The organism is Pseudoalteromonas sp. S1610, assembly GCF_005887465.1.
Taxonomy (GTDB): Bacteria; Pseudomonadota; Gammaproteobacteria; order Enterobacterales; family Alteromonadaceae; genus Pseudoalteromonas; species Pseudoalteromonas undina.
The window spans coordinates 91241-117473 of record NZ_PNDI01000001.1; the positions used below are offsets into that span (position 1 = coordinate 91241).

Consider the following 26233-nt stretch of genomic DNA (forward strand, 5'->3'; position numbering starts at 1 on the left):
AATGGGCTTAAAAACTTTCTTAGAAGATATCGAACCACATTTTGAACCAGGTGGTAAGCATGAGAAATGGTACGCGCTGTATGAAGCTGCTGCGACTATTTTTTACACGCCAGGTTACGTAAATAAAGGTTCAACTCACGTTCGTGATAACATCGACCTAAAACGCATGATGATTTTAGTGTGGATGGCGACGTTCCCTGCCATGTTCTTTGGTATGTTCAATATTGGCCATCAAGCTGCAATTGCACTTGGTAATGGCTTTGAGCTAGCGAATATTTGGCAAGTAGGTTTATTCCAGTTACTTGGCGGTGAATTAACCGTTGATGCAGGCTGGGGGGCGAAAATGTTCTACGGAGCCTGTTTCTTCCTACCTATTTATGCAACTACCTTTATTGTTGGTGGTTTCTGGGAAGTGTTATTTGCTTCTGTGCGTAAGCATGAAGTTAATGAAGGTTTCTTCGTAACTTCTGTATTGTTCGCATTAATTCTGCCTGCAACGATTCCTTTATGGCAAGTTGCGCTAGGTATTACTTTTGGTGTAGTTATCGCAAAAGAAATATTTGGTGGTACAGGCCGTAACTTCTTAAACCCTGCGCTTGCTGGTCGTGCGTTTTTATTCTTCGCATACCCTGCACAAATTTCAGGTGACACAGTATGGACTGCCGTAGATTCATTCTCTGGCGCGACTATGCTTGGTCAAGCGTTTGCTGGTACGTTAAATTACGCGACTGATATTGAGCTTTGGTGGAATGCGTTTTACGGATTCATTCAAGGTTCTATGGGCGAAACGTCTACACTAGCTGTACTTATTGGTGGTTTATTCCTAATCTACGTGCGCATAGCGTCTTGGCGTATCGTGCTAGGTGTATTCCTAGGTATGGTAGTAACCTCATCAATACTGAACACCATTGGTTCTGAAACCAATGCGATGTTTGCTATGCCTTGGTACTGGCACATGGTATTGGGTGGTTTTGCATTCGGTATGTTCTTTATGGCAACTGACCCTGTATCTGCTGCATTTACTGATAAAGGTAAATTAGCATACGGTGTGCTTATTGGCTTTATGGTTATCATGATCCGTGTTGTTAACCCTGCATACCCAGAGGGCATCATGCTAGCAATCTTATTTGCTAACTTGTTTGCACCTTTATTCGATCACTTTGTAGTGCAAGCTAATATCAAGCGGAGGTTGGCACGTAATGTCTAGTAATAACGAATCAATTGGCAAAACGCTAGCTGTTGTTGTCTCATTATGTTTAGTGTGTGCAGTTATTGTATCGCTAACATCTGTACAACTACGCCCTCTGCAAAAAGCAAATAAAGCAAAAGATATTCAAAGCAATATCTTAGCTGCTGCTGGTATTGGCAAAGTTGATAACGTTGCCGAAACGTTTGATGCTAAAATCGAAACTCGCTTTGTTGATATGCAAAGTGGTGAGTTTGCTGAGCCGGTAGAAGATTTTGACTTTGAAAAAAGCAAATACGATGCTGATTTAAGTAAATCTTTAAAAGAGAATGGTATTAAAGACATCGCCGGTATTCAACGTATTACCAAGCGTGCGCCTGTTTATATCTCTAAAAAAGACGATGGCTCTACTGATGCAATCATCCTTCCTATTCAGGGTTATGGTTTATGGGGTTTAATGTACGGTTTTATCTCGCTTGAAAGCGATGGTGAAACTATTAAAGACATCATTTTCTACAAACATAACGAAACACCTGGTCTAGGTGGTGAAATTCAAAACCCACAGTGGACTGCAACGTGGGAAGGTAAAGAGTTACCAATCCAAATCGTTAAAGGGACTGCAGCCGGTGATGAGCATAAGATCGATGGTCTTTCAGGTGCTACATTAACGTCTAATGGTGTTGACCATGCAGTTGATTTTTGGACTGGCGAAAATGGCTTTGGCCCTTTCCTTGCGAAAGTACGTAAAGGAGCATTGAACTAATGGCTGATACTAAAGAAATGAAGGCGGTCCTATTTGGTCCAGTTTTCGCTAACAACCCAATCGCATTACAAGTACTTGGTATTTGTTCTGCGCTAGCGGTAACGTCTAGCTTAAAAAATGCATTAATCATGTCAATTGCATTGACCTTGGTAACTGCATTCTCTAGCCTTTTTATCTCGACTATTCGTAACCATATCCCATCATCAGTACGTATCATCGTACAGATGACGATTATTGCATCATTAGTAATCGTGGTTGACCAAGTACTACAAGCTTTCTCTTACGCTACGGCAAAAGAGTTATCAGTATTCGTTGGTCTAATCATTACTAACTGTATCGTAATGGGTCGTGCTGAAGCTTATGCAATGAAGTCGCCGCCATTAATGTCTTTCCTTGATGGTATTGGTAATGGCTTAGGTTACTCTGTAGTGTTACTTACTGTTGGCTTTATTCGTGAGTTATTCGGTAAAGGTTCACTATTCGGTGTTGATATTATTCCATTAGTACAAAATGGTGGTTGGTACCAACCTATGGGTCTATTGATCTTACCACCGAGTGCATTCTTCATCATTGGTTTATTCATTTGGGTACTTCGTACTTATAAGAAAGACCAAGTAGAAGCTAAAGCGTAAGGGGCGATAAGTGGAACATTATATTAGTTTATTTGTAAAAGCCGTTTTTATTGAAAACTTAGCGTTAGCATTCTTCCTAGGTATGTGTACTTTCTTAGCCGTGTCTAAAAAAGTAACTACATCAATTGGCCTAGGTGTAGCGGTTATTGTTGTATTAGGTATTTCAGTACCGGTTAACAACTTGGTTTACCATGCGGTATTAGCACCAGGTTCACTAGAGTGGCTTGGTTACCCAGAAGCAGATCTTAGCTTTTTACGTTTCTTAACTTTCATTGGTGTTATTGCAGCACTAGTGCAAATTCTTGAAATGGCATTAGATAAGTTCTTCCCACCGCTTTACAACGCATTAGGTATTTTCTTACCACTAATCACAGTTAACTGTGCAATTTTTGGTGCGGTAGCCTTCATGGTTGAGCGTAACTATAACTTCGGCGAGTCTGTTGTTTATGGTATTGGCGCTGGTGTGGGTTGGGCGCTTGCAATTACATTACTTGCAGGTATCCGTGAGAAAATGAAGTATTCAGACGTACCAGATGGTTTACGTGGTTTAGGTATTACCTTCATCACTGTTGGCTTGATGGGTCTTGGCTTTATGTCATTCTCTGGTATTTCACTGTAATAATAGCGAGGTCAATCATGGATATTTTCTTAGGCGTTGGTGTTTTTATCGCTATCGTTGTAATACTAGTTTTAATCATCATTGGTGCTAAATCTAAGCTAGTTGCAAGCGGTGATATCATCATCGGCATTAATGGCGATGCAGACAAAGCCATTAAAACATCAGCAGGTAGTAAGCTATTAGGTGCACTATCTGAGTCAGGTATTTTCGTATCTTCTGCATGTGGTGGCGGTGGCTCTTGTGGCCAGTGTCGCGTACACATTAAAGAAGGCGGCGGTGATATTCTGCCAACTGAACTTGACCACATCTCTAAAGGTGAAGCACGTGAAGGTTGTCGCCTAGCGTGTCAGGTTAATGTTAAAAACGACATGGAAATTGAACTTGAAGAGTCAATTTTCGGTGTTAAAAAATGGGATTGTGAAGTTATCTCTAACGATAACAAAGCGACGTTCATTAAAGAACTTAAGCTACAAATTCCTGATGGCGAGTCAGTGCCGTTCCGTGCGGGTGGTTACATCCAGATCGAAGCGCCAGCTCACCATGTTAAATATGCAGATTTCGATATTCCTGAAGAGTATCGTGGCGATTGGAACCATTTTGGTTTCTTCGATCTGGAGTCAAAAGTAGACGAAGAAACAATTCGTGCTTACTCAATGGCTAACTATCCAGAAGAAGAAGGCATCATCATGCTTAACGTGCGTATCGCTACGCCGCCGCCAAGAAACCTAAGCCTACCATGTGGTAAAATGTCTTCGTACATTTGGTCACTTAAAGAAGGCGATAAAGTAACTATTTCTGGTCCATTTGGTGAGTTCTTCGCTAAAGACACAGACGCTGAAATGGTATTCGTAGGTGGTGGTGCAGGTATGGCACCAATGCGTTCACATATCTTTGACCAACTTAAGCGTTTAAACTCTAAACGTAAAATTAGTTTCTGGTATGGTGCACGTTCTAAACGTGAAATGTTCTATGTTGAAGATTTTGACGGCCTAGCTGAGCAAAACGAAAACTTCGTTTGGCACACAGCGCTTTCAGATCCGCAACCAGAAGATAACTGGGAAGGCTACACAGGCTTTATCCATAACGTGTTATTTGAGAACTATCTTAAAGATCACGAAGCGCCTGAAGATTGTGAGTTCTACATGTGTGGTCCTCCAATGATGAATGCGGCTGTTATCACTATGCTTAAAGACTTAGGTGTTGAAGAAGAAAACATCTTACTAGATGATTTCGGTGGCTAATACCCAAACTGATTAAATTTAGTTAAAATACCAGCCTCGTCGCATTTTATGTGACGAGGCTTTTTTATATTAATTTTTAACCTATTAAGTAGGGTTGTTATGAACAAAGTAAATACTCCCCAGGGCATAATCGCCTTATTTATAATCACGCTGACTTTACTATTATCTGGATGTGGAAAATCAGTCCCAGAGGAAACCTACTTAGAAGGTAAAACGATGGGTACAACTTACCACATTAAGTTTTACGCTGAGCAAGTTGACCCTCAAGCAGTACAAGCAGAAATCGATGCGGTTTTAGTTGATATCAACCAGTCTATGTCGACCTATATCGAAGATTCTGAAATAAACACCTTTAACCGTTTAGATGCCAACGAAGTAATGCCAATCAGTGATGACTTCAGGGCAGTTATTAGTGAATCTATGCGTATAGGTAATTCAACTAAGACCCTAGATGTGACTATGGGGCCGTTGATAGATTTATGGGGGTTTGGCCCAGATAAAAAACCAACAAAGCGCCCAACGAATGAAGCTCTGGCAAATATGATCAATAACATTGGTATAGATAAGTTGGTCCTTAACGAGCAAGGCTTAGCAAAAACGATGGCTGATTTAGAGTTGTCGTTTTCAGCTACAGCAAAAGGATATGGTATTGATAAAGTGGCTGAGCTATTACAAAGCAAAGGCATTACAGATTACATGGTTGAGATTGGCGGGGAGTTACGTATTGCTGGTACAAAACCAGACAATCAAGCATGGCGAATAGCAATTGAACAACCTGATGCAAACCCAGGTGAGCGAAAAGTACACCGTGTACTTGCACCAGGCAATAACGGTATTGCCACCTCAGGTGATTATCGAATCTTTTATACAATGGATGGCGAAACCTATACTCACCTTATTGATCCTATGACAGGGATGCCAATTAAGCATGACTTAGTTTCTGTTACAGTTTTACACCCTAGCGCTATGACGGCCGACGGTTTAGCGACTGCTTTAACGGTTATGGGAATGGAAAAAGCACAACGTTATGCGCAGCAGCATGATTTACCAGTGTATTTAATTGCTAAATCGCCTGATGGTTTAGTCACTTATTCAAGTCCTGCGTTTAAGCCTTATTTATAGTCTTTAGGTTTATATCCTTAGCATGAGGGTATATAATATACGGAGCTCAAATACGCTATTTGAGCTCATTTTATTGCTGAACAATAGGGGCTAAGCAATGTCACTTTTTTTTCTAACCTTTGGCTTACTTATTTTAATTGTCGCTGCGATGGCGATAGGCATGATAGTTCAAAGAAAATCGATGGCGAGTAGCTGCGGAGGCCTAGGCTCTGTAGGTATTGATAAAGCGTGTGATTGCGATGATCCATGTGATAAACGCAAAAAGCGTCTAGCCAAAGAGCAAGTATGGAAAGAAAACCAAATTCTTTAAATAGATTTATTTCTGTTTAAACAAAAAACCTCTCGTAGCTCACTACGGGAGGTTTTTTATTTATATCGCCATAAATAAATCACCAGCTGATAAAATAATCGTGTTTTTATCTTGAACAGAAAACTCTCTTTGTTATACTCATGCCCGAACTTTCAGTAAGTTTTGAAAGTTCTATTGATGCGGATCAAAACTAGCTTAGCCAAATAGTGCTAATGCGTTGAGACTGTATTTCATGTCACTGTATAAGGCTTTACGGCTGCAACCTGTTTTTGTTGCCACGGTGTATGCCAAATTTTGTTATTAGTCATTTTAATAGGTTAATGTTTTTGAACTCATTTTCTTTGTTTCATACCAGCGCTTTGCTTACCTTAGGTAAGTCAGTGTTGCATGAGCGCTTTAATAAAGCGAAAAGAGGCGTGAGTGTGGCTATAACATTATTAGTTTTTAATGCCGTTATGTTGCTTAGTGGCGCTATTGAGGATGCCTTTAGGCTTGAAGCATTGGTGAGTGATGGCTTTTTTATAGAGCCATTATTACTGACTATTGCTGAATTCTTAGCTCATCCTATCTTATCGTGTCAGTTACTTATTGGCCTTTGTTGGCTATTGTTCCACATGTTTCCAGCGCGTCGTGCTGGAATAATCCTCCGTAAAGCAGCCTTTGCTTTTAGCGAGGCTAAAGTTCATCAACCCGTGCAAGCTGCACATGGTTGTCGTGCTCCACCTAGCTTTACAGGTTGTCTGTTTACCCATTAATTTTTATGGGTATAGGTTACACCTGTGGTATCTAATTATTTATTCTTGCTGTAAATAACGATTACTTTCATTGTAGCTTAGTGTTTTTACACACTCTCAGCCAACCACACCTCACCCAAGTTAATTTTTATTGCGTTATATTAATGTGTTTAAAAAAGCTGGGTTGGTTCTGCTAGGTGTTTTTTATTAAGCCAGTAGTCAATACTTCATGCTTGCATTCGCTCTGCATTATTTGTAATTCAATCTTAATTAACTTGGGTTTTTATCAAATATCGTTGCTAAATATTTTTGGCAGCTAATAAAAACTCTTTAGGTTTTAGGATAGTCCCTTGTTAATTCGTAACCTTTTTAATATTGCTTTAGCTAGTATGGCGCTGATTTTATCAGGCTGTAATGGCGGGGTACTCGACCCAAAAGGGCAGATAGGTATTGATGAGAAAAATCTGATCATCATCGCCACTGTGCTTATGTTGTTAGTTGTGATCCCCGTTATTGTGATGACTTTATATTTTGCTTGGAAATACAGAGACACACAAAACCATGAAATTTACGCACCAAAATGGGCTCACTCTAATAAGATTGAGGCTGTTGTATGGGCGGTTCCTATTGTTATTGTTGTTATTTTAGGTGTGATCACCTGGCAGTCAACTCAAGAGCTTGACCCTTATAAACCGATAGAGGGTAAAGGTGAACACTTAACTGTTGAAGTGGTGTCACTTAATTGGAAGTGGTTATTTATTTACCCTGAGCAAGGTATTGCTACGGTAAACGAATTGGTATTTCCTGCTAATGTTCCGGTTGAATACAAAATCACCTCAGAAAGTACCATGAACTCGTTTTTCATTCCCCAGTTAGGTAGTCAAATTTACTCAATGGCGGGCATGGAAACTAAGCTGCATTTAATCGCTAATGAGCCAGGCACGTTTAAAGGCTTTTCGGCTAATTACAGTGGCGCCGGTTTTACTGGTATGAAATTTAATGCCATCGCAACACCAACAAAAGCTGACTTTAGCCAGTGGGTTGAGCAGGTTAAAACCAACGCTAATAGCCTTACTCATGCCAATTATGTTGAGCTTGCCAAAGCGAGTGAAAACAATCCCGTCGCTTATTATGGCAAGGTTGATGACGGTTTATTTCATACCATAGTGATGAAATACATGCAGGCGCATGGCGATATGAACAAAAAACATCACTCGATGGGTAAACATCAGCAGATGAGTAATGAGCATCAGGCAATGGGTAATCATTCAATGCCATCATCACACGGCCAGGGCGAGGAATAATCATGTCGTTTTTAGGTAAATTATCTATAGATGCAATTCCGTTTCATGAACCTATTATCATGGTTACCATGGCGGTGATTGCTATTGTCGGGCTTATTATAGCCGGACTAATAACAAAATATAAAAAATGGGGTGTGCTTTGGCGCGACTGGATCACCTCGGTTGATCATAAACGCTTAGGCGTCATGTACATTTTATTAGCGCTAATCATGCTGTTTCGTGGTTTTTCTGATGCCATTATGATGCGTGCGCAGTTAGCGCTTGCTACCAGTGGTGCACCAGGTTACCTGCCGCCAGAACATTACGACCAAATATTCACCGCCCATGGCGTTATTATGATCATCTTTATGGCAATGCCATTTATGATTGGTTTAATGAATATTGTTGTACCACTGCAAATTGGTGCTCGCGATGTGGCTTTTCCATTTTTAAATAATTTAAGTTTTTGGTTTACTGCCAGTGGCGCAATTTTAATAAATTTATCACTTATATTTGGTGAATTTGCTAAAACAGGCTGGGTTGCTTATCCACCGCTGTCGGAGTTGACCTTTAGCCCTGGGGTGGGGGTCGATTATTATATTTGGGCCTTGCAAATATCGGGGCTCGGTACGCTATTAACCGCTGTTAACTTCCTAGTGACAGTATTTAAAATGCGTGCCCCTGGTATGACACTGATGAAAATGCCAATTTTCACATGGGCATGTACATGGGCAAATATCTTAATTGCGGCATCATTTCCAATTTTAACCGCAGTGCTGGCCATGCTAACGCTAGACCGTTATTTAGATTTTCACTTCTTCACTAATGAAGCAGGCGGAAACGCCATGATGTATATCAACCTGTTTTGGGCATGGGGTCACCCAGAGGTATACATTTTAGTATTACCAGCTTTTGGTATTTTTTCTGAAATAGTGTCGACCTTCACTGGTAAACGTTTATTTGGTTATAAATCGATGGTATATGCCAGCGGTGCCATTTCTATTCTTGGCTTTATTGTATGGTTACACCACTTCTTTACTATGGGCTCAAGCGCCAATGTAAATGCCTTCTTTGGGGTGATGACCATGGTCATAGCTGTGCCTACTGGGGTTAAGTTATTTAGTTGGTTGTTTACTATTTACCGTGGCCGTTTGCGCATTACTGTACCGGTACTTTGGACGCTTGGTTTTATGGTTACCTTTAGTATTGGTGGTATGACGGGGGTATTACTGGCAATCCCTGGTGCCGATTATGTATTGCATAACAGCTTATTTTTAATCGCTCATTTCCATAACACCATCATTGGTGGCGCAGTATTTGGCTACTTAGCCGGATTTGTTTTTTGGTTTCCAAAAGCAATGGGCTTTAAACTTGATGAGCGTTGGGGTAAAGCGTCATTTTGGTGTTGGTTAATCGGTTTCTTCGTAGCCTTTATGCCATTGTACGTACTCGGCTTTTTAGGCATGACGCGTCGCTTAAACCACTCTAATAATCCTGATTGGAATATCTGGCTTTATATTGCTGCAGTGGGCGCCGTGATTATTATGTTCGGTATTATTTGCCAAGTTATTCAGCTTTATGTGAGCTTTAAAAACCGCGAAGCGCTTGATGATACCACTGGCGATCCTTGGAACGGTCACACCCTTGAATGGTCAACGTCATCACCACCGCAATACTATAACTTTGCTGAAATCCCGCATGTTGATGATATTGATACATGGACTGATATGAAAGAAAAAGGCCTAGCTTATCAAGGTAAATCTAGCTATAGCCCAATTCATATGCCAAAAAATACCGCTTCGGGTGTGCTTATTGCTGCGAGTTTAACGGCGTTTTGTTTTGCCATGATCTGGCATATTTGGTGGCTAGCAGGGCTTGGTTTTATTGGCGCGATTGCGCTGTTTATTAACCGTGCTTACACCAGTGATGTAGATTACTACGTGCAAAACGATGAAATATTACAAATTGAAGGCGCGCATATTGCCAGTAATACGAAGGAGGTAAGCGCATGAGTACGTTATCTGCAACTCAAGGCCATGTAAATTTAGAGCCTCATAGCGTAAGTCATACGCATGAACATCACGATACCTCTGGCGATACAATCTTTGGTTTTTGGCTTTATTTAATGACCGATTGCCTTTTATTTGCCTCATTTTTTGCAACCTACGCAGTGCTTTATATGAACACTGCAGGTGGTGTATCGGGCAAAGATATTTTTGAGCTTGATTTTGTTGCCGTAGAAACTGCGGCGCTACTTATAAGTAGTATTACTTTTGGTTTTGCCATGATTGCCGCTCAAGGGCAAAAAAAGGCGCTGACGCTTGGTTGGCTCGCGGTCACTTTTTGTTTAGGCGCGGTGTTTATTGGTATGGAAATTTATGAGTTTCATCATTTAATTGTTCATGGCAATGGCCCACAGCAAAGTGCTTTTTTAACATCGTTTTTCTCATTAGTGGGCTTGCATGGTTTACATGTAACTGCAGGCCTTATCTGGATGAGCATAATGATGATTGAGGTGATTAAGCGCGGTTTAAGTAAACAAACCGTCACGCGCTTAAGTTGCTTAAGCTTATTTTGGCACTTTTTAGATATTGTGTGGATTTGTGTATTTACCGTTGTTTATTTAATGGGGGCAATGTAATGAGCCATAGCGAAACACATGCTTTAGAGAAAATGCAAAGCCAACATCATGATCAGTCACACGGTAGTGTTAAAACATACCTAATTGGCTTTGTATTGTCAGTGATTTTAACGGCCATTCCATTTTGGATGGTGATGGAGGGCGACTTTTCAAAGGTCACCACACTTTGGAGTATCGTTACTCTAGCAATCGTGCAAATTTGGGTGCATTTAAAATACTTTTTACACCTTAATTTCACCACTGATGAAGGTAAAGCGAATACCTTTACCTTCTTGTTTAGCGCGTTGATCATCGTCATGGTGGTTGGACTGTCTGTTTGGATCATTTATGAATCAAACGCAATGATGATGTACTAGAGGTTTCAGATGTTTCGTCGTTATTTAGCTGTTACTAAGCCAGGTATTATTATGGGGAATTTGATCAGCGTTGCCGGTGGTTTTTTACTCGCCGCCCGCGGTGATATAGACCCATGGTTAATGTTGGTTACCTTGGTTGGTTTATCGCTTGTTGTTGCATCGGGATGTGCCATAAACAATGTTATTGATAGAGACATTGATGTTGCCATGGCGCGCACTCGCTCACGTGTGACTGTAACGGGTGAAATGTCTGCAAAAGCCGCTTTAAGCCATGGCGTGTTATTAGGGCTAATTGGCTTTGGCTTATTAATCGCCTTTACCACTCAAGCGGCGGTATTTTTTGCCGCCTTTGGCTATGTTATCTATGTAGGGGTTTATAGCCTCTACATGAAACGCAACTCTGTTTACGGCACCTTTATTGGTAGTCTGTCGGGCGCAGTTCCACCTGTTGTTGGCTATTGCGCCGTTACGGGTGTGTTCGATATAGGCGCATTAATACTGCTGGTGATGTTTAGTTTGTGGCAAATGCCGCATTCATATGCGATTGCTATTTTTCGCTTTAAGGATTACCAAGCCGCTAATATTCCAGTATTACCCGTGGCGCAAGGTGTTAATAAAGCTAAGCGCCATATTGTGCTTTATATTGCAGTATATGCCTTAGTAGTGATGTTATTGCCAATTAGTGGTTATACCGGTGCTGCCTTTATGGCCGTTGCCTGTATCACCAGTTTTTGGTGGTTACTCATGGCACTTAGAGGGTATCGCTACAACATAGACACCACCCGTTGGGCACGCCAAGTGTTTGCGTTCTCAATTATTAATATTACCGCTTTGAGTATTGCCATGGCGGTAGATTATCAAACAATTGCGCCACAGTTAGTGGCGCTAAACTGATCTTATCTGATCAATGAACCGAGTTAATTCCCAAAGTTAACCAAAGGCTCTGAGCATTGCGAGGAGCCTTTTTTCATTCCTAAAACAAGGCCGCTATTGAGTCCTTATTGGCATCTACCAGACTTTGTTTTATTTTATTTCTTATAGCGGCTGATTTATTTTGACTGAGTTTGAAGTTACCTTGCCAGTGAATTGGCGTAAGCTCTATAAAACTCAGGTGTTGATACATTGTATTGCGATGCTGCTCAGGCACTTCATCAATTTTCCACTCAGGCTCAAATGTTTTCTCAAAATGACTAGTAAGGGTTCGCATTACGAGATCTTTTTTTAGCTCATCTTTAATAATATGTACTTTTGCAGTCACTAACACCGATGCGTAAAGCCAGCTAGGCAATGTTTGATTATCCGCATAGGAGGGTGATAAATAGCAATTGTCACTATTAAAGAGTAAATTCACCTGTTTATTATCAAGCTTTGATAGTGGATTATGCTTTGCTACATGTGCAATAAACATATTTTCTAAAGAGTTGAATAACATAGGTACATGACAAATGTTATTTAATTGACTATTTGAGCAGGGCATAAAAATAGTTGCTAATGGAAAGTTATTAATAAGCGCATGCAATTGCTCGGTATTTTTTTGCATAAAGTGCTCGGGTGGGTACATTATAATTGCTCCTCAAGTCGTAGCTTTATAGCTGGCCATTGTTCGTCAATAATGCTGAATTTTGCGGTGTTGCGATATGAACCATCTTCTAGGCGTCGGTCTTTTTGGGCGATTCCTTCAAACTTAGCGCCTAAACGGGCAATGGCATTGCGTGATTGTTGATTGTGCTCATGGGTATTAAAGCTAATCCGTACTAAATTAAGCTGATTAAATGCATATCTCAGAAGTAAATATTTTGCATGCGTATTTACGTATGTCCGCTGTGCAGTGAAGCTGATAAAGGTATGGCCAATTTCGGCGCTTAAGTTGTCACTGTCTAACCTAAATAAACGGGTTGTGCCAACAACTTGCTGTGAATGTTTATCAATAATGGCAAATACCACTTGCTCGTTTTGATTAAACTGCGCGCTATGTGTAAACCATTGCTCCAACTTAACTTGAGTTTGTGCGTAATTACTTAATACCCACTGCCAAATTTGTGGGTGTTTACCTGCTTGATATAGACCCTCGAGATGTTTGAGTTTAAGTGGCTCTAAGGCAACCTTGTTGGTTTGATGAATTTGCGTTGTGAACATTATAAGCCCCATATTTTGCTATTTATTCATAACAAATGTACGCTTTATTGGTTTATTAAAAACAACCAAAATTTAATTTTTACCTATACCAGTTTGGAAGGTGTTTATGCAGCCACTTAATATAAAGCTCACTAGCCAGAGTAAAGCTAAATACCTGCAAATAGCAGATGCACTTAGGGAGTCGATTATAAAAGGGGACATTCTCGCTGGCAGCAAACTCAGCTCTGCACGCGATATGGCACAAGCATACGGATTAAACCGTCATACAATAATGAATGCCCTACAACTTCTTGTCGCAGAAGGATGGTTGGAATCCTATGAACGATCAGGCTACAGCGTTACCAATACATTGCCTATTCAAAACAGTATAAACACTGCCCAGTCTCAAGCATTGGATCCTAAGCCGTATCGATTTGCTACCACGCTTACGGTGTCAGAACCTACAATGGACTTAAATCACTATGCTTATAACTTTGCTGGAGGCTTACCCGATTTAACATGCTTTCCCTATAAAGAATTTAAACGCTCTGTAAGTCATGTGTTTAATCATTTAGATACCAGCCAATTTCACTATGGTAATGTGGCTGGGGAGCCTAATTTAAAATCGCAAATTAGTCATTATTTACACAAAGCACGAAACCTAAAAACAGCCGATATTCTTATGTGTAATGGCTCTCAAGAAGCGCTTTTTTTAGTATCAAAAGCCTTTATTAATAAAGGCGATTATGTTGCAACCGAAACCTTAGGTTACCCGCCTGCTCGTAAAGCATTTGCAGCATGTGGCGCGCAGCTTATAGATATAAAACAAGATGATGAAGGGTTGTGTGTTGATGATTTAAAAACTCAGCTTGAACGCTATCCCATTAAACTTCTGTATTTAACGCCACTGCATCAATACCCAACGACTGTGACCTTATCACCCACCCGGCGCTTACAAATTTATCAGCTGTGTTATGCCCATAATGTGATGATTATTGAAGATGACTACGACCATGAATTTCACTACCGTTGCCAGCCTTTGCAACCCATGGCTGCCGATGACCCCGCAGGCATTGTGATATATCTATCAACGTTTTCAAAAATTATGTTTTCAGCAGCAAGGATTGGTTATATCTGTGCAGCGCCTGGGGTAATCGCACAATTAACCGCATGGAAGCAGCTAATGAACCATAAAAATGATGTGGTTATGCAATTAGCTGTCGCACACTGGATGAAAGAAGGTGGTTTTGAACGCCATTTAAAGCGTATGACAAAGCTCTATAAGCAGCGCTATGAAGCGATGGGTGATTATCTAACGCAGCTGCAATTATCAGGCTATCCAATTGAATATATAAAACCTGATGGTGGTATGGCTATGTGGGTTAATTTAAATAAACCGGTGGATCAATTAAAGCAAGTACTACAAAGTAAAGGTGTGTATATACAGGTTGAGCCTGAATTTTACTTTAAAGACTCAGAACGTAGCTTAATACCTAAGCAACATAGTTATGTACGTTTAGGATTTGCTGGGCAATCAACTTTGGCGATGCAAGCTGGGCTTAAATTGATTGCTGAACACGTTTTCAAATAAAGCTTATTTACTTAAGCTTTCAGCATCATAAAACATCGGTTTCAATGTGCCACAATTTATAAACTTATAATTTAGCTCACCAGCAGAGGGCACTTCAGTTGAGGTGCGAAACTTTTGTAAACAGGCACCACTTAAATCAACAAACATAATATGATGATAGCTTGGTGGTTGAGTTATTTGGTGAATGTAAATACGCTCGTTATTTTTTAGCGTAACCATGTCGTACTGTTGCCATTTTGAGGCTGGGCTTAAATCAGTTAGCTCACGAGTAAATAACTGCTCGCTAAGCTCTATTAATTTATCGCTGTAAACTAAGCTACCTCCTTGTCTATAATCTCCAAGATACACATCTGCGGTAATCGCGACTTCTTCGCCTCGCATTAAGCGTTGAATATTAAACGGCTTTGATTTTACTGTAACTAACTCAGCATCACGTACTAAATCTAAAAATGGAATATCAGATACATCTACCTTGTACATAACATGCATATCAAAGGGAAGCTCAAAGCTTGGAATGTTAATGGCGTATACACTTGAGCCTTTATTAACCAATACCATGGCATGCTCTGCTTCATATTTGGGGTTTAATGGCGGAAGTTCTGGTGGCTCTTCGGCATTAGCAAGCGAGCTGGTACAAAATACAATGCTGATAAATAAAGATACGAAGTAGGGTAGCCGCATAATAACCTCAATTAATTTATAGATATAAAGTGTAGTATACATTTATAAAAAATTATCTTTAGTTAAATTTTAGTAAGGCTTAAACGTGATACACACTAAAGCTTTAGTGTGTATCAGTATATTTAGAGTTAGCTATTATTTAATTGCTTTTTTCACTTCTCGCCAGTCAATAACTTTAAAGTTTTGCGGTTGCAGTGGCATGCGGTTGTAGCCGTCTTGCACTATAAGCATGCCCTCAGGATAACCTGGTAAAGCTTTAGCTGTAACGGTTAAACCGTCCGTCTCACCTACGCCATCAATGCCTTTATCTAGGTTAGCAATCACATTAAACTTACCTGCAAAGCTTAGACTAGGCTGTGTATCATCTGATATGTTGTAAAGCACATAGCTATTATCGCCTTGGCTTGATACCACTAAATAGCGCTTATCATCAGCATGATAAATTTCCATGCCTTCAACATCTGCCACCAGTTGCTCATTAACACTTTGTAGCTTTACTGCTTTGTTTCCAGAGGTAGGCTCTGCACCGATATACCAAATACCTGCATCTTCTTCACCTGCAAATAATTGGCCTAGTTTATCATCAGCACTACAGCCTTCAGGCTGACTTGGTAGGGTAAACTCTCTGACCAATTCACCTGTTACGGAATTAGCATTACCAGTTAATTTGTATTGTTGAAATAAACCTGATTTATCATTAACAAATACGTAATGGCCAGACTTAGACGAATACATACACATGCCGTAAATCTCAGGTAGGTTAGTCGCGACCTCTGTTACATGGTTTAGTTTGTTATCGCCATCAACAGTAAATACGCTAATGCTATTAAGCGTACGGTTGCTGGCAGTGATCCACGTATGGGTTTCGTTGTTTATACCTTGATGTTGGCGCACATCAACGTTATTTAAACGGCCAACATTAAGCGACTGTACTTTGTTGCCAGCAAGGTCATAAACCATCAAACCACGGCGTTTATCTGTGCCTAAAATTAAGCTATTTTTAGCATCTTGCTCATTTATCCAAATTGCTGGGTCATCTGCTGCATCACCAAACGCTGCAACCGGTGTGGTTTGTGCGCTGGCATGAAGGTGAGTCATAGCAACTTTGCTATTTGAGACAGAAGTTTGCGCTGCGTAGTTAACGTTTGCTTGAATGTAAGCGCCGGTTTCATCATCAATCAAAACTAGCTGCGCTTGATTGTCATTAATAAAGCTTGCTGCAACAGACTCAATAGTGTGCTCACCTGCAAGTGACCATTGGCTAAGCGTGTCTGTTTGAGCTTGGTAAGCATAAACCACATTACCATCAGTGGCACTCAGCCATAAAGTACCGTCTTGTGATACTGATAAAGCACCAATCTCACTGTTTAATTCGCCGTATGGCTGTACCAAAGCAACAGGCTGCTTATTGGCATCTGATTCTGCATCAGCATTAATGGCCCACACTCCGAGCTCTGCCTCACCCACATACAGAGTTTTGGTGTTATCATTAACAGCACAGCCTGAAGCCTCAGTGACCGCTGAGAATTCACGTACTGCGATATTTTTAGCTTGGTTTGTGGCTAGATCATAAATAACAGTTTCGCTGATCAGGCCTCGAACATCCGGCACAAACGCTGATACAGTCTCGGTATTGCTGTTTTTAAATAAACACACAGCATCAGGTTGAGCTTGAGGCGGGGTAATACGAGTGAGTTCATTAAGCTGCCAAGTTTGGCCATTTTTTGTAAGCTTAAAAATAGCTACGTTGTCTTGGCTTTTATCAAGGCTGGCGAGTAAAAATTGCTGCGCTGATAATTGTTTTAGTGAAATTGACTCAAAGTTACCGGCTAACAGCACACGGCTTTTCTCGTTATCGGCAAGTAATAAGCCCTGGCTTTCGCTCGCCATTAGCCACTGATTATTACCTAGCGCTGCTGCTTGTGAGCCTTGCATGTTTTGTTGTGGGCCAAATAACTTAGCCTCAACAGCTGGCTTTGCTATTTCTGTCGTGTTTTGGGTATCGTCATTACTTGTACAACCGCCAAGCGCAGTTACAAGCACAGCACTTGATAGTACCGCTGAAATTGTATTTAGTTTAAAGTTCATTATTTTATCCTTTACTTATCTATGTGCTTTTCAGTGCTAAAACGTACTTCACCAAGGTGATTAATCGCGCTTACACTGAGAGTTTCGCCATTGATAGAGACACTTAAAAAACCCGGTGTTGCTTCTGCGTAGCGGGTAAACTCACGTTGTTTTACAAACCGTGCTTCACTGCCACCACCAGAGACAAAGTGAGCCACCTTGCTATTTTTTGGTTGATTGTATTGCAAGTCGTGCTCGTGCCCTGCGATATAAGCGTGCACATTATGACGCTCCAAAATAGGTTCTAAAATGTCGCGAAGCCCTTGGTTGCGGCCAAAGCGTTTACCACTTGAATAAAGCGGGTGATGGCCTACCACAATTTTCCATTTTGCTTTACTGCCAGCAAGTTGGGTTTCAAGCCAATCCAATTGTGTTTGATAACTTTGCCCTTGGGTTGAACGGTATTTTTCGCGGGTTTTATATTCAGGCTGAATTGGGTTGGTATCTAAAAACACCATTAACACGTGCTCGTTGTTTTCAAGCGCAAATGTTTTACTGTAGTACCTTGCAGGTAACTGCCAACGTTGACTTTTTGCGGTGTAGTCAATTTGTGCTTGGGCATTACCCAAGTAATCGTGATTACCTAAAACAACATACCAATCTTCAAATGTGTGTGGGCCATGGTATATGTTCTCAAAGGCTGATTGCCAAAGAGGATCGTTCACACTTGCCACGCCATTTGGGTAAAAGTTATCGCCGGTCGAGACAATAAAATCGGCATCGGTTTGGTACATGGCTATTTCTAGTTGGTGTGCCACTTCTTTTTGATAAAAGTGGCCGTTGTGTCCCCAATCACCAATAACCATAAAGTTAAGGCTATTAGGCAACGTAGTTAACTTGGCTATTTTTTGTTGTTGGTATAGCGCATCTTTATAAACAACAGGCTCGTTTGCACTAAGCGCTGATGAGCACAGTATCGCGGCCATTATGAAAGACAATTTAAACATGTTTTAACTCCAAAAAAGCACGCGATGGTTTGCCATTACGTGCTTAAAATGACAATACGTGCGATTAGAATGCGTAACGCAGCATTACTTGAATCACTGGGCCTGCTTCTTCCGATTCAAGCTCGTACTCATCAAAGGCACGATTGTTTTGATCATCAAGCGAGTCAAACTTGTTGAAGACTTCATCTTTACTGGCATCCAGTAAGTTTGAACCTACAAGGCGTAGAGTGATGTCATCCCAGCGCTTTTCAACGAAAAGCTCTAAATCAGCACCGTAAGAGGTTGTTACTTCTTCACCCACAAAGCGTCCGTATGCATCACCTTGGTTACGGTACGTTGCCCCAAATGATGCGCGTAGTGTTGGTAAATCTTGGATAAAGCCAACGTTATAAACATAATCCGATTGGTCATTAAATTTACGCTTACCAAAGCTATCTTCAACTTCACTATCAAGCCAAGAGTAATTTAAGAAGATACCTGTGTTAGGCATGTTTAAGGAGCTCAGTGGCGTTGATAAATCAAACTCAATACCTTGAACTGTGCCATCACCAGTATTTTGTGGTTGCAGTACAAATGTGCCTTCGCCTTCTGAGCCTTCAACACCGGTACTGGCAATTTCAATAAGGTCGCTAACGTCACGGTAAAATACGTTTACACCTACAACGCCACTTTTACCTAAACGGTATTCGTAACCTAAATCGATACCCCAAGATGATTCTGGTTTAAGGCTTGGGTTGCCTAAAAAGTCATTATCAGCGAGCTCTTCTTCAAGTAGGGCGGGTGTCATGTAGTCAAAGTCAGGGCGACGTAAGCTGCGAGCAACAGAGGCGCTGACTCGTCCGTTATCACTGACGCTGTAACGAAAGTGAGCCGACGGTAAGAAAAAGTCATAATCATTTTCGGCAGTAACGCCTTCATTGGTATCGGTAATACTTGAGTCAGTTGACTCCCAGCGCACCCCCATCTCCCATGAGAACACATCCGCTTCATGCTTGATTAGCGCAAACAAGTCAAAACGGTCTTCTTCAAGTTTATTAACACCGCCGTCTACTGGTTCAAATTCGTTATTAAATTGTGCTAATGACATTGGCGTCTCGCTAAATTGAGCCCATCCAGTCAGTGTTTGCTCACTTTCATCTTCAGCGACAAAAATAGCTGTGTCGCGTTCTTTGCCTTGCACAAAAGCACCAAACTGAACTTCTTTCGAGTCACCTACCAGTAAGCTGTGCTGCCATTGTAATGACCATTCTTTATCATCGATATCAACGGTTTCTTCTGCTTCTTCAAACACCATTGGGAGCTCTGAGGTATCAAGCTCAACTTCTTGTTCGTAAACAGACTCTTCAAAGCTGGCATAGCCTACTTTAAATTTGCTGGTACCGCCCAGTAGGGGTAATTCATAGCCAGAATTAATGTTGTAGTTGGTTTGATCAATAAACGAAACGTTTGCGTTATCTGAGATTAAATTACCACCCTCAACGACAGAGCCTGAGGTTGCAGATGCGTCGTCGTATTCAAAAGAGCGCTCATCTTCGGTACGAACGGTATCAACCCACATGGCGCTAATATCAAACTTGCCGCCGTTATCAAACACCTTTTCAAAGCTGGCATTTAATGATGTGTCATCGCCATCACGAGTATCAGATTGATCTTCACGGTTATCAAAATCGTCTGTAGCGTAATTCGGGTTATTTTCAGGGCTATCGCCATAACGTCTGCTTGATTTTTGTTTTGGGTTATAACGACCTTGTAAATTGGCACCTACTAGTAAACGGCCACCTGCAAACTCAGTACCGTAAACGCCCGCAAAGCTTTCTTTTAGTTCGCCGTCATCGTAACGTAAGCCACCAGCGCGAATATAACCGCCGTCTAAGCTATAGCCATCGCGAAGTACAATATTAAGTGTGCCTGCTATAGCATCGGCAGAGCGGTTGGCACTTGATGAACGAATAATTTCTACACGCTCAATTAATTCTGCTGGAATACGGTCGACAAAAAATGAACGGTCAGCACCGGCGCCCGGAACTTCTTCGCCATTAATAAGTACTTTTGTGTAAGCAGGGCTTAAGCCGCGCATACGAGCGCCGTCTGATTCAAGTACGTCAGATAAAAAAGTCACACTAGGAACACGCTTTAGCGCATCACCGGCGGTGAGTGGTTCAAAACGTTGAAAGTATTCTTGTGAATATTCAAGCGTTGGCGCTAGTTCTTGCGAGCGGTTGCGATAACCAATCTCGCCATAGACCACAAGCTCTTCAGAAACCTTTACTTCAGGTTCTCTTGGTGATGTTTGTTCTTGTGCATTTACGCTAACACTAAATTGGCTCAGTGCTAATGCCGCCACAACAGCATTTAACTTAAATTGTTTCATTGATTTGCTCCGGTTGTCCTTGGTTTGGTGAGCAAACTAAAAAAAGTTAATGACGCTAATGTGACAGCTTTACAGTTAATTCCTGACAAAACGCCAACTTAGCGCTTTTTAAACAGACATTTGAGCTGTTTAAACACGGCTCTAGCGCACTAAAAATGGTTATTACTAGGTTAAATACCTAAAAATTTTAATCTCAATGTCATATCAATGAGCCAAAATGACTCTGCCTAATAAATCAGTACCGCGCTAGCATACGCATAGTGTAAACCTTAGAAGACTTAAACAATGCGATATAACCCATTTACCAGCCATGCAAAATTAACTAATACCATCATTTTATTATTGGTTATTGCTGTAGCAATATGCGCTTACTTTGGCGAACTTAAGCAATGGCAAGACATTGCGTGGCTCGATATTGTTGGTGAGGGCGGTATAGTGTTGATGACCCTCAGCTGGATAGTTGCGTTACTTATTTCACGCCCGCCAGGCAAAGTAACTACCTTATTAGTGTTAGGTTTAGGTTTGTTTATGTTCTCAGCCACGCTCGATTTACTCGATGAGTGGTTAAAACAACCTTCACAATTATGGCTCACCTGGTTTGAGTCACTGCCAGCGCCGTTTGGTATGTCGCTTACCAGCGCAGGGCTTTATTATTGGCATCAAGAGCAATTTGTTTTAAATCGTCAATTGCGTCGTCGTGAAGCGCATCTTCGCGAACATGAAAAAGTCTGCCCTGTAACAGGGTTATACCGAGTTAACTACTTACATTCACTTATGCAGCAACAACAAACAGAGCAGCAAGGCGGCACTTTAGGTGTTATTGATATTCGTGATTTTGCAAAGTTTAATGCGCAGTTTGGTTTTAGTGAAGGTGATAGGTTACTGCGAGAAGTTAGTGATTTATTAGTAATGAATTGCCGTTTGAATGATGTGCTTTGTCGCTATGCTGGCGATTGTTTTATTGTGCTTATGCCGAATACCAGCCAAAGCCAAGCCAAAGAGTTACTAGCGCAAATGAAAGCGGCGCTTAACCATTGTGCGTTTAAAGTTGCAAAAAGCAAAGGCGCACAGTTTCAGCATATTTTAACCGCCACCATGGCAATGGATTTAGCGCAAGATCCAGTGCAGCAAACCAGCCAGTTACATCAACAATTACAACAAGAAAAGGCGCTTGTAGGTGCAGCAGTATATTAGCCTAGATGATAAATACCTCAGCGCGGAGGGAATGATCACTGCGCTGGTGGAGCTTGCTCAAGGACGAGGGATCCCGCTGCATAAATTGCTGCGTGGTACGGGTATTTTTGAGCAAGATTTATATGATCTATCACAGCGCTTTAGTTTATCGCAGTTATTGGCTTTAATTAGCCAGTTTAAAGCCTTAATGAAGAGTAATGATAGTGGCTTTTTACTGGGTCATCAATTGGTTAATGACGTTAGCCCAGCAGTGCAAAGTGTGCGTTTAAGCCCCAGTTTAGGTATGGCTTTAAAGCAATTACAACAAATTAGTACCGTTATTGCCCCTTTATTATTTACCCGTAGGCATATATTTAAAGACGATTTATATCTGTACTTGCAACCGAGTATCGGTATGGACGAGTCATTAAAAAATTATTGTTTTGAAATATACAGCGCTGCGTTAATGAGCTTACTAAAACGAGTATGTAATGTGTATCCACATTGTTATTTTGACTTTACCTGTAAACGCCCTCGGCATATTCAAGAATATGAGCAGCACTTAGGCTTACGAATACGGTTTGAACAACCCTATACCCGTTGGCACTTTAATAAACAACTACTTAAGTGCACAAACCCAGAGGCTAGTCAGCTTAGGTGGCAGCAGTGCATAGCGCAAAGTGAGTTACATAAGAATGTATCACAGTCTTTTGTTGAGGCTGTGTGCCAGCGCATTTACCGTGATAAAAACAACAGCCTTGCTAACAGTGCTGAGCATTTTGCCATGAGCTCTGCTACGTTTAAACGTAAGTTAAAACAACACGGTGTCAGTTACTCTCAATTACAAGATGAGCAAAATAAACTAAAAGCTCTGCATTTACTGGGGGTGTGCCAGCAAGGTAATGAACGTGTGGCTGATCGGCTTGCATTTTATGATATTCCTAACTTTCGCCGAGCATTTAAGCGTTGGACCGGCATTACGCCAAGTCAGTTAAAAATATAATTAAAAACTAGCCGCTTGCTCTATAACAATGCCATGGCGCTTTGCTAGGCGCTGATGATCTCTGTCATAGCCTCCACCAATCACAGTGGCAACAGGAGTATTATTTGCAAGGCAGCGTTTAAGCACTAAGTGATCGCGCTTTTCTATCCCTTGCCAACTAATATCCAGTTTGCCTAAGCCATCCTCTTGCCAAATATCAACGCCAGCATCGTATAAAACAAGATCCGGGTTAAGCTCGTTTAATAAAAATTGCAGCGTATCGTCAACAATACCTAAATATTCAGCATCTTGCATATTATTGGCTAAACCAATATCTAAATCGCTAGGGGACTTTCTAAATGGGAAGTTTTTTTCACAGTGTATTGAACAGGTAAACGCATAAGGTTGATGGGACAACATAGCTGCGGTGCCATCGCCTTGGTGAACATCTAAATCAAAAATCAGTACGTTGGTCACTTCACGATTTTGAATTAACGTTTGTGCGGTAAAAGCTAAATCGTTCACCATACAAAAACCCGATCCAAAATCACTGTGGGCATGGTGAGTGCCGCCCGCTAAATGGCACGCAAGCCCATTTTTAAGCGCTAAACGCGCGGTTTGCAGTGTTCCTAGCGGGGCGGTAAATGTGCGGTTCATTAGTGCTTGTGACCAAGGCAGGCCAATACGGCGCATGGCTTTTTCGTCTAGGCGGTTATGCCATAAATCGTGAATGTAATTTTCACAATGTACTATTTCTAGCTCTTCTACACTACCATGTGGTGGCTCTATGATATTACTGCCAGCAAGTCCAAGGGTTTTAACATGCTGGTGTAGCTGAGCAAATTTACTCATTACAAAGCGATGCTTGGGATCAAAACTAAACGAGTAGTTAGGATGATAAACTAAAGGTAGATTGGGGTTTAAACTCATATCTGCGTCGTTTAATTATTTTTGATTATGGTAATCAACTTCACGCAGTGCGTCTATTTATGTTTGGTGAATAAGCGTTTCAAGCTCGCGGTGTAATAATGTTTCATCAGCAAGGTTTAGCTCAACTAAACGCTTTAAATGCGTGATACTGTCTATATCAATACTATGGCATTTAAGACCAATATGGTTTTCTTCTATGTGACGAATAACCACCGGCATTTTTATTTCAATATCGCTTTGTGGCAAAGTAAAACGTAGTACTGCTTCGTCATTTTTGTTCCCAGTAAATGTATCGCTTTTAGTAATAAGCGCACCATGTAAAGAGATATCTAATAGAGTGCATTCATACTGGCTGCTAGCCATAACTAATTGCGCTGCAGTAGAGAACATAATACGAGAAAATTGCCGACGGTTTTGCATAATAATCTTATAAAGCTGTTATTTATAATAAGCATAGCTGGTAATGCCCAACACGCCAATTTGCTTAAAGATAAAAATAGCTCGCATAAAAAAGCCCCGCATTAAATGCAGGGCTTTTAACTTATTCACTGTGGCTGTTAGCCAATTTTTTTATACTTTATGCGCTTAGGCTGTGCAGCTTCTGCGCCAAGAGTCTTTTTAAGCCACTCTTCGTATTCAGTGTAGTTACCATCAAAGAAGTTAATTTGGCCTTCGTCGCGGTAATCTAAAATGTGTGTAGCAATACGGTCAAGGAACCAACGGTCATGCGAGATACACATTACACAACCTGGGAATTCTAAAATAGCATTCTCAAGAGCACGTAATGTTTCAACGTCCAAGTCATTAGTTGGCTCATCCAGAAGCACCACGTTGCCGCCTGCTTTTAACAGCTTAGCTAGGTGTAAACGGTTGCGCTCACCGCCAGATAAGTCTTTAACAAACTTTTGCTGATCGTTACCTTTAAAGTTAAAACGGCTAACGTAAGCACGGCTTGGGAACTCAAAGTTACCAATTTTTAGTACATCTTGGCCGTCAGAGATTTCTTGGAATACCGTTTTACTTTCGTCCATGTTGCCACGGAACTGATCAACAGTTGCCAGTTCTACTGTTTCACCAATGCTAATATTGCCGCTATCTGGCTGCTCTTCACCGCTTAACATTTTGAATAGCGTTGATTTACCTGCACCATTGGCACCAATAATACCCACAATAGCGCCCTTAGGCATGCTAAAGCTTAAATCATCAATTAAAACGCGGTCGCCAAAGCTTTTACGTAAGTTGTTTACTTCTAATACTTGGTCACCTAAACGTGGGCCAGGTGGAATAAACAATTCGTTGGTTTCGTTACGTTTTTGGTAATCAGACTGTTGTAGCTCGCTAAACTGCGCCATACGTGCTTTTGACTTAGCTTGACGACCTTTAGGGTTTGAACGCACCCACTCAAGTTCTTGTGCAATTGATTTTTGACGTGCTTTTTCAGATTTTTGCTCTTGTTGTAAGCGGGCATCTTTTTGCTCAAGCCAAGACGAGTAGTTACCTTCCCACGGAATACCTTCACCACGGTCAAGCTCTAAAATCCAACCTGCTACATTATCAAGGAAGTAACGGTCATGCGTTACTGCCACAACAGTGCCTTCGTAGTCATGTAAGAAGCGCTCTAACCAGGCAACCGACTCAGCATCTAAGTGGTTAGTTGGTTCATCGAGAATCAGCATGTCTGGTTTTTCAAGTAACAAACGACAAATAGCAACACGACGGCGCTCGCCACCCGATAGGTGCTCAATTTTAGCATCCCACTCAGGTAAACGAAGTGCATCGGCAGCACGCTCTAATACGTTATCGATATTATGACCATCGTGGGCTTGAATAACCGCTTCTAATTCACCTTGCTCTTTAGCCAGTGCGTCAAAGTCAGCACCTTCCATTGCGTATTCGTTATACACTTCGTCAAGGCGGTTAAGGGCATGTTTTACTTCACCTACAGCTTCTTCAACAATTTCACGAACTGTTTTGCTTTCGTCCAAAACAGGCTCTTGCGGTAAGTAACCAATTTTAGTGCCTGGTTGAGGGCGAGCTTCACCTTCAAACTCTTCATCAACACCCGCCATAATGCGAAGTAGTGATGATTTACCAGAACCATTTAAACCTAGCACACCAATTTTTGCGCCTGGGAAAAAATGCAACGAAATATCTTTTAAGATAGTGCGTTTTGGTGGCACAACCTTAGATACTCGACTCATCGAGAATATAAACTTATCAGGTAAAACCATGGAAGAAGCCTTCAAATAATAATAAAAATTTCAATGCTGTATTGTAGTGGCTCACAGGTGAAACAGTCAACGAATGGCACTGTTTTAAAGTACATATTCAATTTATATAAGCTGCGTGAATAAATTCCATTTAGACATCTATACATCTAGAGGTTGATATTTTTGGCATTCTGTTCATAATGAGAGCGTATTAACTCT

General features: G+C 41.1%; 25 protein-coding genes. 16 read left to right on the top strand and 9 right to left on the bottom strand.

Annotated features, from left to right (window positions below; translation table 11 throughout):
- The first annotated feature begins 1 nt into the window (after window position 1).
- The 13 genes from CWB77_RS00450 to cyoE all read left to right on the top strand — a co-directional run bounded on the left by CWB77_RS00450 (window position 2) and on the right by cyoE (window position 11781).
- Window positions 2-1207, top strand: coding sequence for an NADH:ubiquinone reductase (Na(+)-transporting) subunit B (locus tag CWB77_RS00450; RefSeq protein ID WP_138620819.1), 1206 nt, complete (start codon window positions 2-4; stop codon window positions 1205-1207).
- Window positions 1200-1949 (top strand): Na(+)-translocating NADH-quinone reductase subunit C, encoded by a 750-nt coding sequence (locus CWB77_RS00455; protein WP_008111895.1) that lies wholly within the window; start codon window positions 1200-1202, stop codon window positions 1947-1949. The genes CWB77_RS00450 and CWB77_RS00455 overlap by 8 nt, the downstream gene beginning before the upstream one ends.
- On the top strand, window positions 1949-2581 hold the full coding sequence (locus CWB77_RS00460; protein WP_006791491.1) for an NADH:ubiquinone reductase (Na(+)-transporting) subunit D: 633 nt from the start codon (window positions 1949-1951) through the stop codon (window positions 2579-2581). The genes CWB77_RS00455 and CWB77_RS00460 overlap by 1 nt, the downstream gene beginning before the upstream one ends.
- A 10-nt stretch (window positions 2582-2591) precedes the next feature.
- Window positions 2592-3200, top strand: coding sequence for an NADH:ubiquinone reductase (Na(+)-transporting) subunit E (nqrE, locus tag CWB77_RS00465; RefSeq protein ID WP_006791490.1), 609 nt, complete (start codon window positions 2592-2594; stop codon window positions 3198-3200).
- 17 nt (window positions 3201-3217) lie between these two features.
- Window positions 3218-4441: an NADH:ubiquinone reductase (Na(+)-transporting) subunit F gene (nqrF, locus tag CWB77_RS00470; RefSeq protein WP_008111899.1), complete on the top strand. Its 1224-nt coding sequence runs from the start codon at window positions 3218-3220 to the stop codon at window positions 4439-4441.
- Window positions 4442-4540: 99 nt separating this feature from the next.
- On the top strand, window positions 4541-5563 hold the full coding sequence (locus CWB77_RS00475) for an FAD:protein FMN transferase (RefSeq protein ID WP_138605619.1): 1023 nt from the start codon (window positions 4541-4543) through the stop codon (window positions 5561-5563).
- A 97-nt stretch (window positions 5564-5660) separates the two neighbouring features.
- Window positions 5661-5873 carry a (Na+)-NQR maturation NqrM gene (gene nqrM / locus CWB77_RS00480; RefSeq protein ID WP_010391098.1) on the top strand — a complete coding sequence of 71 codons (213 nt, stop codon included), beginning with the start codon at window positions 5661-5663 and terminating at the stop codon, window positions 5871-5873.
- A gap of 326 nt (window positions 5874-6199) precedes the next feature.
- Complete coding sequence (locus CWB77_RS00485; RefSeq protein WP_138620821.1) at window positions 6200-6628, top strand: hypothetical protein; 429 nt, start codon at window positions 6200-6202, stop codon at window positions 6626-6628.
- Between the two features lie 329 nt (window positions 6629-6957).
- Complete coding sequence (gene cyoA / locus CWB77_RS00490; protein ID WP_076919993.1) at window positions 6958-7911, top strand: ubiquinol oxidase subunit II; 954 nt, start codon at window positions 6958-6960, stop codon at window positions 7909-7911.
- 2 nt (window positions 7912-7913) lie between these two features.
- Window positions 7914-9902 carry a cytochrome o ubiquinol oxidase subunit I gene (gene cyoB / locus CWB77_RS00495; RefSeq protein ID WP_008111914.1) on the top strand — a complete coding sequence of 663 codons (1989 nt, stop codon included), beginning with the start codon at window positions 7914-7916 and terminating at the stop codon, window positions 9900-9902.
- Window positions 9899-10531 carry a cytochrome o ubiquinol oxidase subunit III gene (gene cyoC, locus CWB77_RS00500; protein ID WP_138620823.1) on the top strand — a complete coding sequence of 211 codons (633 nt, stop codon included), beginning with the start codon at window positions 9899-9901 and terminating at the stop codon, window positions 10529-10531. The genes cyoB and cyoC overlap by 4 nt, the downstream gene beginning before the upstream one ends.
- The gene (cyoD, locus tag CWB77_RS00505; protein WP_036956792.1) at window positions 10531-10887 is read left to right on the top strand and encodes a cytochrome o ubiquinol oxidase subunit IV; all 357 of its coding nucleotides are present in this window, start codon (window positions 10531-10533) and stop codon (window positions 10885-10887) included. The genes cyoC and cyoD overlap by 1 nt, the downstream gene beginning before the upstream one ends.
- A 9-nt stretch (window positions 10888-10896) precedes the next feature.
- On the top strand, window positions 10897-11781 hold the full coding sequence (cyoE, locus tag CWB77_RS00510; protein WP_109875610.1) for a heme o synthase: 885 nt from the start codon (window positions 10897-10899) through the stop codon (window positions 11779-11781).
- A 79-nt stretch (window positions 11782-11860) separates the two neighbouring features.
- Here cyoE and CWB77_RS00515 read toward each other — a convergent pair whose 3' ends face one another.
- Together CWB77_RS00515 and CWB77_RS00520 are read right to left on the bottom strand one after the other, a co-directional pair.
- Window positions 11861-12448 (bottom strand): FMN-binding negative transcriptional regulator, encoded by a 588-nt coding sequence (locus CWB77_RS00515; RefSeq protein WP_138620825.1) that lies wholly within the window; start codon window positions 12446-12448, stop codon window positions 11861-11863.
- Entirely contained in the window at window positions 12448-13023 is a 576-nt protein-coding gene (locus CWB77_RS00520) for a GNAT family N-acetyltransferase (RefSeq protein ID WP_138620827.1), read from the bottom strand. Before CWB77_RS00520 ends, CWB77_RS00515 begins: the two co-directional genes overlap by 1 nt.
- Before the next feature lie 106 nt (window positions 13024-13129).
- Here CWB77_RS00520 and pdxR point away from each other — a divergent pair, with 106 nt between their 5' ends.
- A complete protein-coding gene (gene pdxR, locus CWB77_RS00525; RefSeq protein ID WP_138620829.1) occupies window positions 13130-14593 on the top strand; it encodes a MocR-like pyridoxine biosynthesis transcription factor PdxR in 1464 nt (487 codons plus the stop codon).
- Between the two features lie 3 nt (window positions 14594-14596).
- On the opposite strand, the gene CWB77_RS00530 is transcribed toward pdxR, so the two are convergent.
- The 4 genes from CWB77_RS00530 to CWB77_RS00545 all read right to left on the bottom strand — a co-directional run bounded on the left by CWB77_RS00530 (window position 14597) and on the right by CWB77_RS00545 (window position 20719).
- Window positions 14597-15274, bottom strand: coding sequence for a hypothetical protein (locus tag CWB77_RS00530; RefSeq protein WP_055011764.1), 678 nt, complete (start codon window positions 15272-15274; stop codon window positions 14597-14599).
- A 135-nt stretch (window positions 15275-15409) separates the two neighbouring features.
- Entirely contained in the window at window positions 15410-17362 is a 1953-nt protein-coding gene (locus tag CWB77_RS00535) for a phytase (RefSeq protein ID WP_138620831.1), read from the bottom strand.
- Window positions 17363-17373: 11 nt separating this feature from the next.
- Window positions 17374-18348, bottom strand: a complete 975-nt coding sequence (locus tag CWB77_RS00540) for a metallophosphoesterase (protein ID WP_138620833.1) — start codon at window positions 18346-18348, stop codon at window positions 17374-17376.
- 64 nt (window positions 18349-18412) lie between these two features.
- Window positions 18413-20719: a TonB-dependent receptor plug domain-containing protein gene (locus tag CWB77_RS00545; protein ID WP_138620835.1), complete on the bottom strand. Its 2307-nt coding sequence runs from the start codon at window positions 20717-20719 to the stop codon at window positions 18413-18415.
- Between the two features lie 285 nt (window positions 20720-21004).
- On the opposite strand from CWB77_RS00545, the gene CWB77_RS00550 reads away from it, so the two are divergent.
- Entirely contained in the window at window positions 21005-21913 is a 909-nt protein-coding gene (locus CWB77_RS00550) for a GGDEF domain-containing protein (RefSeq protein WP_138620838.1), read from the top strand.
- Entirely contained in the window at window positions 21897-22895 is a 999-nt protein-coding gene (locus tag CWB77_RS00555; protein ID WP_055011644.1) for an AraC family transcriptional regulator, read from the top strand. The genes CWB77_RS00550 and CWB77_RS00555 overlap by 17 nt, the downstream gene beginning before the upstream one ends.
- Here CWB77_RS00555 and CWB77_RS00560 read toward each other — a convergent pair whose 3' ends face one another.
- From CWB77_RS00560 to ettA, 3 genes are all read right to left on the bottom strand, one after another.
- Window positions 22896-23804: a histone deacetylase family protein gene (locus CWB77_RS00560; RefSeq protein ID WP_138620840.1), complete on the bottom strand. Its 909-nt coding sequence runs from the start codon at window positions 23802-23804 to the stop codon at window positions 22896-22898.
- A 57-nt stretch (window positions 23805-23861) separates the two neighbouring features.
- Complete coding sequence (locus tag CWB77_RS00565; protein WP_054202042.1) at window positions 23862-24224, bottom strand: PilZ domain-containing protein; 363 nt, start codon at window positions 24222-24224, stop codon at window positions 23862-23864.
- A 137-nt stretch (window positions 24225-24361) separates the two neighbouring features.
- Complete coding sequence (gene ettA, locus CWB77_RS00570) at window positions 24362-26035, bottom strand: energy-dependent translational throttle protein EttA (protein ID WP_008111928.1); 1674 nt, start codon at window positions 26033-26035, stop codon at window positions 24362-24364.
- Window positions 26036-26233: the final 198 nt, after the last annotated feature.

What these genes read in the sequence shown, in the direction of transcription:
- CWB77_RS00450 (WP_138620819.1), top strand. Translation starts at nt 2, where the DNA reads ATGGGCTTAAAAACTTTCTTAGAAGATATCGAACCACATTTTGAACCA.
- CWB77_RS00550 (WP_138620838.1), top strand. Translation starts at nt 21,005, where the DNA reads ATGCGATATAACCCATTTACCAGCCATGCAAAATTAACTAATACCATC.
- CWB77_RS00545 (WP_138620835.1), bottom strand. Translation starts at nt 20,719, where the DNA reads ATGAAACAATTTAAGTTAAATGCTGTTGTGGCGGCATTAGCACTGAGC.
- cyoC (WP_138620823.1), top strand. Translation starts at nt 9,899, where the DNA reads ATGAGTACGTTATCTGCAACTCAAGGCCATGTAAATTTAGAGCCTCAT.
- CWB77_RS00530 (WP_055011764.1), bottom strand. Translation starts at nt 15,274, where the DNA reads ATGCGGCTACCCTACTTCGTATCTTTATTTATCAGCATTGTATTTTGT.
- CWB77_RS00535 (WP_138620831.1), bottom strand. Translation starts at nt 17,362, where the DNA reads ATGAACTTTAAACTAAATACAATTTCAGCGGTACTATCAAGTGCTGTG.
- CWB77_RS00565 (WP_054202042.1), bottom strand. Translation starts at nt 24,224, where the DNA reads ATGCAAAACCGTCGGCAATTTTCTCGTATTATGTTCTCTACTGCAGCG.
- cyoB (WP_008111914.1), top strand. Translation starts at nt 7,914, where the DNA reads ATGTCGTTTTTAGGTAAATTATCTATAGATGCAATTCCGTTTCATGAA.
- CWB77_RS00560 (WP_138620840.1), bottom strand. Translation starts at nt 23,804, where the DNA reads ATGAGTTTAAACCCCAATCTACCTTTAGTTTATCATCCTAACTACTCG.
- CWB77_RS00460 (WP_006791491.1), top strand. Translation starts at nt 1,949, where the DNA reads ATGGCTGATACTAAAGAAATGAAGGCGGTCCTATTTGGTCCAGTTTTC.
- CWB77_RS00475 (WP_138605619.1), top strand. Translation starts at nt 4,541, where the DNA reads ATGAACAAAGTAAATACTCCCCAGGGCATAATCGCCTTATTTATAATC.
- pdxR (WP_138620829.1), top strand. Translation starts at nt 13,130, where the DNA reads ATGCAGCCACTTAATATAAAGCTCACTAGCCAGAGTAAAGCTAAATAC.
- CWB77_RS00515 (WP_138620825.1), bottom strand. Translation starts at nt 12,448, where the DNA reads ATGTACCCACCCGAGCACTTTATGCAAAAAAATACCGAGCAATTGCAT.
- nqrF (WP_008111899.1), top strand. Translation starts at nt 3,218, where the DNA reads ATGGATATTTTCTTAGGCGTTGGTGTTTTTATCGCTATCGTTGTAATA.
- CWB77_RS00540 (WP_138620833.1), bottom strand. Translation starts at nt 18,348, where the DNA reads ATGTTTAAATTGTCTTTCATAATGGCCGCGATACTGTGCTCATCAGCG.
- cyoD (WP_036956792.1), top strand. Translation starts at nt 10,531, where the DNA reads ATGAGCCATAGCGAAACACATGCTTTAGAGAAAATGCAAAGCCAACAT.
- nqrM (WP_010391098.1), top strand. Translation starts at nt 5,661, where the DNA reads ATGTCACTTTTTTTTCTAACCTTTGGCTTACTTATTTTAATTGTCGCT.
- CWB77_RS00455 (WP_008111895.1), top strand. Translation starts at nt 1,200, where the DNA reads ATGTCTAGTAATAACGAATCAATTGGCAAAACGCTAGCTGTTGTTGTC.
- ettA (WP_008111928.1), bottom strand. Translation starts at nt 26,035, where the DNA reads ATGGTTTTACCTGATAAGTTTATATTCTCGATGAGTCGAGTATCTAAG.
- cyoE (WP_109875610.1), top strand. Translation starts at nt 10,897, where the DNA reads ATGTTTCGTCGTTATTTAGCTGTTACTAAGCCAGGTATTATTATGGGG.
- CWB77_RS00520 (WP_138620827.1), bottom strand. Translation starts at nt 13,023, where the DNA reads ATGTTCACAACGCAAATTCATCAAACCAACAAGGTTGCCTTAGAGCCA.